This window comes from Paenibacillus uliginis N3/975 (assembly GCF_900177425.1).
Lineage (GTDB): Bacteria > Bacillota > Bacilli > Paenibacillales > Paenibacillaceae > Paenibacillus_AQ > Paenibacillus_AQ uliginis.
The window spans coordinates 6,357,386-6,367,629 of the sequence record NZ_LT840184.1 but is presented as its reverse complement, the minus strand read 5'-3'; the positions used below and the strand labels follow the sequence as shown (position 1 = coordinate 6,367,629).

The window sequence follows — 10,244 nt, the reverse complement described above, 5'->3', positions numbered from 1 at the left end:
CGGCCATGTTATTTATGATATATGAACCAATAATGGCTTATGTCGTCATTGATAAACCCAGTATAACATAGGATTATAAATATTTCATCGGGTTTTGCTGAACTCCATTTTTACGAATTTCGAAATGGAGATGAACCCCAGTCGAGCGGCCCGTGCTGCCCATAATGCCCAGCGTGCTGCCTTGTCCGACCGATTGTCCGTTACGGACAGAGATGCTGCTCATATGACCGTACAGCGTCTGATAACCATTGCCGTGATCAACGATGACGGCGTTACCGTAACTGCCCTGGTATCCGGCGAATACGACCGTGCCGCCGGCTGCGGCCATAATTGTACGACCGCCAACCATGTCCGTACCTTCATGGGTACGACCCCAACGCTGACCATACGAGCTAGTAATGCGCGCACCGCTGACCGGCCATGCAAACATACGACCCGAACTCTCGGATACCGTCGCTGATGGGGTTGCTGGAGTTACTACCTTTTTCTTCTCTGGAGCTTTGGTTCCTTTATATACAACCTCAGGCAGAGCAGGCTGTACAACCTGTTGGCCTGTCCACTGCTTGGAGACAATCTCGCCGTTCTCCTTAGTCACCACATAGTCGACCGTCTTCACTCCGTCACGTCCGGAGCGAACTACTTTACGTTTACCCAACGGCAGCTCATCGCTTTTGCGAACAATGGTCTCAGGTTTGCTGGCCATCTTCTCCGTTACTGTTTCGACCGTGCGAACTGTCAACGGAGCGACGGGTCTGCTCAGCTCAAGCTCTGATCCGATCTGAAGGTATTTCTCCTCCAATCCCGGATTAAGCGCCATAACCTCAGCACGCTTCATGTTATGTGACTGTGCGATCGAAGAGATCGTATCTCCTTCTATCACTGTATAAATAACGGGTTCCTCTTTGGTGCTGGTCAGTGCCTCAGCAGCACCCTCAACATCCAGCACTTTATTCGGATCCGTCTTCGTATAAGAAACGGTAATATCTTCTTTAATCTCAACAGACTTTACGCTGTCGCTTTCAGTCGAACTTTTCTTTCCTGCGGAAGCCGAGGTTTGCTTAATTACAGGTTTTCCGGTCTTTACAGCTGCTTCTGCCGGAGCATACTTTTCCTTAGCCGCTTGAACTGCAGCCTGGGCGGCCTTCTGATCCTTGACAATAGCAACCGTTTCACCGTTAACTTTCAGTTCTACCCCGCGCGCGTACGCCTTCAGCATACCATCCAGCTTCGCCAGCGTTTCCTCACTCTTCACAACCGGCTTATAATCCCGGTCTGCTTTCGTTGTGATACCGTCGGTATGCAGAACCATCATGGTATCCGGGTATTTCTCCTGATAATACTTCTGTTTCGTTTCAAACAGCTTGTCTAGCTGTTCATCATCCTCGATGGTGCCTATATTCTGCCCGTTTACATATACGTGATAGAACGGCAATGTATTTGCGTTTACATATTCGCGTCCGGCGAAAAAGACCGATCCTGCAACAAGCACTGCACCTGCTGGGATCAAGACCCACTTGCGGGACGAAATCCATCCTTTTTGCTTTGTATCAGCCTGAACGTCGGATTCATGTCTGGAGTTTTCGTTATCCTTGGCGGAACGGCCAGCGTTAAGACTTTGCTTGATGCTGTTATACCACCTCGTATTTTTAAAACCTTTCATGTTCTTCTCCTTTTTCAGTCCTATGTCCTTATGTGCAAACCAGTTTTTATGTAGGTATACGACGAACGGACAATATTTTTACCATATCTTGTATAAATCATCATATTATGATTCGTCAAAAGGTTTCAAAATCTTAACCTTTTCAACACCAGTTAACTTTAACATAGCTTTTACAGTCTGATCAAGTCTCCAGCTCGCAGAAAAAACCCGCGCAGGACGCGGGTTTGATTCATATTCCTCATTTTGTTATTTTTTTCGAATGACAAAACAGTGACAAACCTAAGCCTGCAAGCAGCTACAGCCTATTTTTGAAGCATGGTCATCAATTTCTCAAACTCGTCTTTGCTCAAATATTTGGAAATGCCATTCTCGATCTCATCCAGCTCGGAGGCTGTCAATCCGTCTTCCATGGCTTCGGATATTTTTTGCATCTCCGCCTGCGGCAGCTTGCTCATCAACAGTGTAAAAATCTCTTCTTTCTCTTTCGTGCTAAGACTGCTTTTCTTATCAACCATTTCATCTGGGGTCATTACTAACTGCTGATCCCCTTGACCGGCTGCCGATTCACCCGCACTTCGTCCCATTACTGGCAGAGAATCTTCCGGTGGAGCTTCCCCCTCTATCGCCCGGTCATCGCCATTCTCATTGCTGTCATCAGAAGCTCCTCCGGTCGCTCCAGAATTCGTCCCTTCCGTATCGTTATCCTGCTTAGAACTTCCTTCTGACGAGGAGCGGTCCTCCTCCTGCGTACTCGATGAGCCGGATGCTGCGTCGTTATTTTGGCCTCCAGCCGAATTATTCTCCACAGTGCCTTTTGTACCTGTGTCTACCTTGTCCTGTCCACTTGAACCGTTAAACCCGAGTAAATTTTTCATGATGCCTCCTACTCCCATCGGCTGAGCCTCCAACTGGATATTAAAGCTCGCCAGTACCGATTGAAGATAGCTATTCACAACAATACCTGTGGTCAGAATTGTTAGTGTACTTATAAGCACTGCCGTAAGACTGATTTTAAGCAGCCATTTCATCAGCTTCATGTGCTCTGCCTCCTTCTCATGCATGTTCCGAAATGACATGGTCATCATTTACCTACTTTATCCAGTATGGACGGCATGCCGAAGGTTCAACCTCTTAAAATGTCCTCTCTTCAACATTTTTATAACACTTTTCTACAGAATCCCTTATGCTTTATATGGTTTTGGGCCAAACTAGGCTCGTGCTATGATGATTATAATTATCCATACATACCATTCTAGGGGGCTATCCAGCCATGGTTCACATTTTAATCGCAGATGACGATCCTCACATCCGGGAATTATTACGATATCACCTTCAGCTTGAAGGCTATTCTGTATATGAGGCAGCCGACGGAGAAGAAGCCTCAGCCTGTCTTGTCAAAGAACAAATTCATCTGGCCGTTGTCGATGTGATGATGCCGAATAAGGATGGATATCAGCTTACCGAGGAAATCCGAAATGACTACGATTTTCCGGTGATTTTACTTACAGCCAAGGACCAGCTCCTCGATAAGGAAAAGGGCTTTGCCGTCGGGACCGACGATTATGTAACCAAGCCCTTTGAACCAAAGGAATTGTTGTTCCGCATCAAGGCGCTTCTGCGCCGCTATCAGATGGTCAGTGCCGACAAAATCCATCTTCACGATACCGTCATCGACCGGAAAAGCTATGAGGTATACGGCCACGGTAAAGTACTGATGTTGCCGATGAAGGAATTCGATCTGCTCTCTCAGCTCGCAAGCTATCCGGATCGCACATTTACACGCGATGAGCTGATCCAGCTTATTTGGGGCTCGGATTTTGACGGCGACGACCGTACGGTTGATGTGCATATTAAACGGCTGAGAGAACGATTCGCGGATCGAAGCAGAGACTTTAGTATCCGCACAGTGCGGGGGGTCGGGTATAAGCTGGAGGTTGGTACCACGTGAAGACTCTCTATTCCAGAATCGTCGTTACAACGATCTGCATTATGGTGCTAAGCAGCGTATTTGCATTTCTTTTGTCCAATATGTATTACCAATACAATTTGAAGGCTTATAATGACCAGAAAATTACGGATATGGCCTATGATATCGAAAATTTTTACAAGCATAATCCCGAGGTTGGTATTGAAGATTATCTAACTCACGTCGGAAAACTGGGTTATCAGATAGTTCTTGCGGACGGTGATGGACACGAAATGTTTTATGGCGGAGAGTTTAGTCGTAATTCACTAGAGCCAGAGGTGATTAAGGAGGTCGTAAGCGGCGAAACTTATCACGGGATTCTGAACTTTCCATCCAAACTGTTCATTACCGGATTTTTTGATAATGATCTGATGAACTCGATCGGTGTCCCTATCGTAATTGACGGGGTCACCCACGCCCTCTTTCTCAGACCGGATGTGATGGTCCAGTTCGGCGAGATGCGCATCTTTTTCTCGATTATTATGATTATTTCCATTCTGCTGAGCATACTGCTCGTCGGTATTATTACCCGTCACATCGTCAAGCCGATCGTACATCTGACGGATGCTACTAAACAAATATCCCAAGGCAAATACAATCTGAAGCTGAACGTCAAACGGCGGGATGAAATCGGTAAACTGTCTACCCACTTCTCTCATATGGCCAAAGGACTGGAGCAGTTGGAGCAGATGAGACAGGAATTTGTGTCTAACGTTTCGCACGAGATCCAGTCGCCGCTTGCTTCTATTCAGGGATTTTCTCAGACTCTGCAGACGAAGAACCTCTCAGAGGAACAGCGAAACCGTTATTTATCGATTATTGAGGAAGAGAGCCGGCGAATGTCCCAACTGAGCAAACAGCTGCTTATGCTGGCTTCACTGGATAAAGAAGAACACATCTTAGAGAAATCAACTTTTGATCTGGCCGCCCAGATCAAACAGGTGCTGCTCGTTACGGAATGGAGCTGGCGCAGCAAGGATTTAGCTATTGATATGGAGCTGCCGTCACTTTTCATACATGGCGATCAACAGTTGCTGCACCAGGTGTGGACCAATCTCATTACAAACAGTGTGAAGTTTACCGATTCAGGCGGATCGATCTCTTTACGCATTTCACGCCTAGACGATATGTGCTGCATTGAAATATCAGATACAGGCATCGGCATAGCAGAATCGGATTTACCGCATATTTTCAACCGGTTCTATAAAGCGGATACCGCCCGCGACAGGAAAGAAACCAGCACAGGTCTCGGACTGTCCATCACCCAAAAAATTATCGACCTGCATCGCGGTTCCATTGAAGTTACGAGTCAATTAGGCAAAGGAACAACGTTCCGTGTGCTTCTTCCCGCTGTTTAATACGTTGCTCAGGCTCCGTTCATGCTCCGTTCACATTGGATTCCTATACTGTAGCCATAGCCAAAGATAATTTGGCCATATCTACAGGAATGGAGATGAAGCAACCATGTTTCTTGCTGTGCGTGAGCTCAAACATTCGAAGCTGCGATATTTATTAATCGGGTTTATCATGGTCCTGATCGCCTGGCTCGTTCTGTTTGTAACCGGTCTGGCCCAAGGGCTAGCATCAGATAATGCATCCTCGATCCAAAATATGAAGGCTGACTATCTCGTCGTACAAAAGGAATCTGACCAGCGTCTAAACCGCTCGGTTTTGACCGAGCAGGATTGGAACGATATCAGGGAGCATACCGGTGAACAATCGGCTACCCCGTTAGGTGTCCAGATGACTACACTGACGCGAAGCAACTCTACCTCGAAGGTGGATGCCGCATTTTTTGCTATCGATACGGAGCAGATGCTGGCACCTACCGTGGTGGAAGGCTCGATGATCAGCCAAACAAAAGCTGACGAGGTGCTGGCCGATCGCTCCTTGAAGGAAGAGGATTTCAAGCTGGGTGACCAGATCATCGATCAAGCTTCCGGCAAAGCCTTTACTATCGTTGGTTTTACCGAAGGTCAGTCCTTTAGCCACGCGCCGGTTCTTCATATGAACTATAAGGGCTGGGAATCTATTCACAACTCGGACTCAGGTCGCGGGATGTTCTTTAACGCCATTGCATTGAGTGCAAGTTCGGATCAGGCCGACCAGCTGGTCCAGCAGGTTCCGGACATTGATGTCATTAGTAAAGACCAGGCCCTGCAAGGAATTCCGGGCTATAAAGAAGAACAAGGGTCGCTCATGATGATGATCGTATTTCTGTATATCATTGCCGCCTTTGTGCTCGCTGTATTCTTCTATGTCATTACCATTCAAAAAATGAACCAATTCGGCGTGCTCAAGGCTATCGGAGCCCAATCCGCTTACTTGGCCAGAAATCTGATTTTACAGGTTATGCTCCTTTCGGTTGTCAGTCTGATCATCAGTATTGCCCTTACCTACGGTGTAGCGGCTCTAATCGGCAACAGTATCCCGTTTGATCTATCACCGTCCTTAGTGCTCGGTTCGGCTGGGCTGTTCCTGTTCGTGTCTCTCATCGGTTCTCTGTTGTCACTTTATCGGGTTGTCAAAATTGATGCTATCGAAGCGATCGGGAGGGCTGCATAATGGGTGATAAACTGATACTCGACCATGTAAGCAAAGAGTTTGGAGACGGGGATACTTCCGTTAAGGTTCTAGATGATGTTTCACTGCAGGTGAAGGCAGGCGAGTTCGTAGCGGTGGTCGGCCCTTCCGGCTCCGGGAAGAGCACCTTTCTATCGATTGCGGGGGCACTCCTATCGCCCACAAATGGCCGGATTATGATTGGAAACAAGGAAGTGGGCAAGTTGTCGTCCAAACAGATGAACAAAATTAGGCTGGACAATATCGGATTTATTTTTCAGTCTTCAAACTTGATTCCTTATTTGACTGTTCGAGACCAACTGCTGCTCATTCCAAAGCTGGCGGGGAAACCTAGACGCAAGAGTGAGGAAAGAGCTGATGATCTTTTAAAAAGGCTCGGTCTTTCGCACCGCACGGATCATTATCCAGAAAGCCTATCGGGCGGGGAGCGCCAACGTGTGGCCATTGCCCGGGCATGGATGAATGATCCGGAGCTTATTCTGGCAGACGAGCCTACAGCGAGTCTGGACTCAGAACGCGGACGGACTGTCGTTCAGATGCTGGCCGATGAAGTAAAGCTGCGCCAGAAGGCTGCTGTTATGGTCACCCATGATAAGCGTATGCTTGATTTGTGCGACCGTGTCGTCTACATCGAGGACGGCAAGCTTTCCGAGAAGCCTATATAATGAATAAAACAAGCCGGTCTTCTTGAGCATAAGAAGATCGGCTTGTTCTGAATCTACAGCATGGATCGTTATACACAACGGCAAGCGGCTTTCCGTGGGATCCCCAAATCCATCGTAAACATGTTAGCCTGAACCGCTTGCAGCGTCTGTGATTGGTATTGCTCCCCGTCTTACAGCCCAGGTGTGATATATAGAAAGTAACTGGGTTAAGCGCTTTCAAATAATCACCCTCAAACGGAGTTATATACTACATTATATTTCCTATACTACTTTTTCCCAAGGGATACATTCTCCATGTGCTGGGATAAATTCCTCTATTTCCCCTCGACACAGGATCTCATCTAAAAAGAGAAGCCTGCCAATTCCCTTGGCAGGCTTTAAAAAAACATATCCATTCTATTACTTTACCGCACCACGTGAAACTCCGATTAGACCCTATGGTGTTGCATGGCGGCGGTCAGCCCTTGCTTATTCGTAAATCGGAAGGACCTGGTTTGTCTGTTCGCGGTTCCGTCCTACGGAAAAGATCGCAATCGGAATCCCTGTCAGTTCAGATACACGCTCTACATAACGACGGGTATTCTCTGGCAGATCCTCCAGTGTCTTCGCACCGGTAATATCCTCATTCCAGCCTGGCAGCTCTTCATATACTGCTTCGCACTCAGCCAGCATTTTCAGGCTTGCCGGGTAATGTGTAATTTCCTCACCGCGGTATTTGTAAGCTGTGCAAATCTTCACAGTTTCCAGACCGCTCAGTACGTCAAGTGAGTTCAGAGACAAACCTGTAATCCCACTTACACGACGGGCATGACGTACAACGACGCTGTCGAACCAGCCCACACGGCGTGCACGCCCAGTCACTGTACCGTACTCATGACCTTTTTCACGGATATAATTGCCGATCTCGTTATTCAGCTCTGTCGGGAATGGGCCGTCTCCGACACGCGTGGTGTAGGATTTAGCGACGCCGATCACCTGCTGGATCTTTGAGGGTCCAACACCAGAACCGATACATACACCGCCGGCGGAAGGGTTCGAAGATGTAACGAACGGATACGTACCTTGATCGATGTCCAGCATTACGCCTTGCGCGCCTTCGAACAACACTTTTTTATCCGCATCGATTGCATCATTAAGAATAACGGAAGTATCGCGCACATAACGGCGGATTTCTTCAGCATAAGCAAGATACTGAGTCAGCGTTTCTTCGACATCCAGCTCTTCACCGCCGTACATTTGCTTGATCACGTCATTTTTCTCTTTCATCATGTGACGCAGCTTCAGCTCGAATTCCTCAGCATCCATCAAGTCAGCAATTCGGATACCATTCCGTGCCGCTTTATCCATGTAGCAAGGGCCGATACCTTTGCGGGTTGTACCGATCTTGTTAGGGCCTTTACGATCTTCCTCAAGTGCATCGAGTACCGTATGGTAAGGCATGATAACATGCGCACGGTCACTGATGACCAAATTGTCAGTGCTAAATCCATTATCATGAATGTATTTAATCTCTTCAATAAGTGCGGCCGGGTTAATAACCATACCGTTACCGATCACACAAGTCTTGTCTTTATAAAATACTCCGGATGGAATTAAGCTGAGTTTGAACTTTTTACCGTCAATCAGAATGGTATGGCCGGCGTTATTACCGCCCTGGTAGCGGGCCACCACGTCAGCGCTCTCCGCCAAATAATCCGTGATCTTCCCTTTTCCTTCATCTCCCCATTGTGTTCCCACAACGACTACCGTTGACATATTCATTCCTCCGCTCGGTGATTTAAGAAACCACCTTATATTGTCTCACTTTGCCTTCAAATTGCTGTTTACTGTCATACATTTCCCACCCTGAGGCAGCAATATTAGTGTAACAGCCCCCTTTTTTAAAGTCAAATACAAAAACGAACAATCGCACATATACATGTACGATTGTTCGGAATTAGGACGACTTGCGACAGGAATATATCTATCTTAAGTCATGGTACTATGAAAATGAGTAATCCGGACGTTCTAACCGGCAAAGGCATCGGCATGCGTTCGTTCATAATTGACGAACTTGTTAAAGTTCTTCAAGAACACCAGCTCTACCGTACCTACCGGCCCGTTACGCTGCTTGGCAATAATAATCTCGATGATATTCTTCTTCTCTGTTTCCTGATTATAGTAATCATCCCGATACAGAAACGCGACGATATCGGCATCCTGCTCGATCGAACCGGATTCCCGCAAGTCACTCATCATCGGACGTTTATCCTGACGCTGTTCCACACCCCGGCTGAGCTGTGACAGTGCAATAACCGGCACTTCTAACTCACGCGCAATCTGCTTCAAGGTACGGGAAATTTCCGATACCTCCTGCTGCCGATTCTCACCAGCCTTACCGCGCCCGTGAATGAGCTGCAGGTAGTCGATGAGAATCATACCAAGTCCCTTCTCCTTCTTGAGACGGCGACATTTGGCGCGGATATCCGCTACAGTTACGCCTGGCGTATCGTCAATATAAATCTCCGCTTCTGACAAGGCGGCAATGCCCATCGTCAACTTAGACCAATCCTCATCACCCTTGAAGTCACCGTTACGCATTACCCCTGCGTCGAGGTTCGCCTCGGCACAGATCATACGCTGCACCAGCTGAGGCGCGGACATCTCCAGACTGAAGATGGCTACGGTCTCTTTAGCCCGGATGGCTACGTTTTGGGCAATGTTCAACGCGAACGCCGTTTTACCAACCGACGGACGGGCCGCTACAATGATCAAGTCATTGCGCTGAAATCCGCTCGTCATCTTGTCCAGATCTACGAATCCTGATGGAATCCCTGTCGTATTCCCTTGGTTTTGGTAAAGACCCTCAACCTTCTCAAACACTTCCATCAGCACATCACGGATTGCAATAAACCCGCTGCCTGTTCGGCGGTTGGATATTTCCAAAATCCGCCGTTCGGCCTCACTCAGCATACCGGATACATCTTCGCCCCCGGTATATCCTTCACTTACAATCTGGGTTGCCGTGCGGATCAGACGACGAAGCATGGATTTCTCTTCGATAATCTGTGCGTAATAATCTACGTTAGCAGCTGTGGGTACGGCATGGGCCAATTTGGCCAAATAACTTACGCCGCCGATTTCCTCAAGCTCGCCTTTATCTTGAAGCCGGGAAGTGAGTGTCACCAGATCGATCGGCTGGTTCTCTTCTCCAAGCTGCACCATTACTTCGTAGATCATCTGGTGCGTCTTATCGTAGAAATCCTCGGTCTGCACCCGCTCCATCGCTGTAATCAGCGCCTCGCTTTGCAGCAGTACAGCACCAAGCACCGCCTGCTCCGCTTCGAGGTTCTGGGGAGGTATCCGATCGAAATAGAGTTCTCCGCCCATT

Annotated in this window: 8 protein-coding genes; 4 read left to right on the top strand and 4 right to left on the bottom strand. The window is 47.8% G+C overall.

Annotated features, from left to right (window positions below; all coding sequences use genetic code 11):
* Positions 1 to 73: 73 nt before the first annotated feature.
* Positions 74 to 1,660, bottom strand: a complete 1,587-nt coding sequence (locus B9N86_RS29570; protein ID WP_208916902.1) for a M23 family metallopeptidase — start codon at positions 1,658 to 1,660, stop codon at positions 74 to 76.
* Positions 1,661 to 1,962: 302 nt separating this feature from the next.
* A complete protein-coding gene (locus B9N86_RS29565) occupies positions 1,963 to 2,697 on the bottom strand; it encodes a hypothetical protein (protein WP_208916900.1) in 735 nt (244 codons plus the stop codon).
* Positions 2,698 to 2,930: 233 nt separating this feature from the next.
* Here B9N86_RS29565 and B9N86_RS29560 point away from each other — a divergent pair, with 233 nt between their 5' ends.
* From B9N86_RS29560 to B9N86_RS29545, 4 genes are all read left to right on the top strand, one after another.
* Positions 2,931 to 3,608, top strand: a complete 678-nt coding sequence (locus B9N86_RS29560) for a response regulator transcription factor (RefSeq protein ID WP_208916898.1) — start codon at positions 2,931 to 2,933, stop codon at positions 3,606 to 3,608.
* The gene (locus B9N86_RS29555) at positions 3,605 to 4,984 is read left to right on the top strand and encodes a HAMP domain-containing sensor histidine kinase (protein ID WP_208916896.1); all 1,380 of its coding nucleotides are present in this window, start codon (positions 3,605 to 3,607) and stop codon (positions 4,982 to 4,984) included. The genes B9N86_RS29560 and B9N86_RS29555 overlap by 4 nt, the downstream gene beginning before the upstream one ends.
* Positions 4,985 to 5,090: 106 nt before the next feature.
* Entirely contained in the window at positions 5,091 to 6,191 is a 1,101-nt protein-coding gene (locus B9N86_RS29550; RefSeq protein WP_208916894.1) for an ABC transporter permease, read from the top strand.
* Entirely contained in the window at positions 6,191 to 6,874 is a 684-nt protein-coding gene (locus tag B9N86_RS29545; RefSeq protein WP_425298563.1) for an ABC transporter ATP-binding protein, read from the top strand. The genes B9N86_RS29550 and B9N86_RS29545 overlap by 1 nt, the downstream gene beginning before the upstream one ends.
* 468 nt (positions 6,875 to 7,342) lie before the next feature.
* On the opposite strand, the gene B9N86_RS29540 is transcribed toward B9N86_RS29545, so the two are convergent.
* Together B9N86_RS29540 and dnaB are read right to left on the bottom strand one after the other, a co-directional pair.
* Positions 7,343 to 8,629 (bottom strand): adenylosuccinate synthase, encoded by a 1,287-nt coding sequence (locus B9N86_RS29540; protein ID WP_208916892.1) that lies wholly within the window; start codon positions 8,627 to 8,629, stop codon positions 7,343 to 7,345.
* Positions 8,630 to 8,881: 252 nt separating this feature from the next.
* Positions 8,882 to 10,243 carry a replicative DNA helicase gene (gene dnaB, locus B9N86_RS29535; RefSeq protein ID WP_208916890.1) on the bottom strand — a complete coding sequence of 454 codons (1,362 nt, stop codon included), beginning with the start codon at positions 10,241 to 10,243 and terminating at the stop codon, positions 8,882 to 8,884.
* Position 10,244 lies beyond the last annotated feature (1 nt).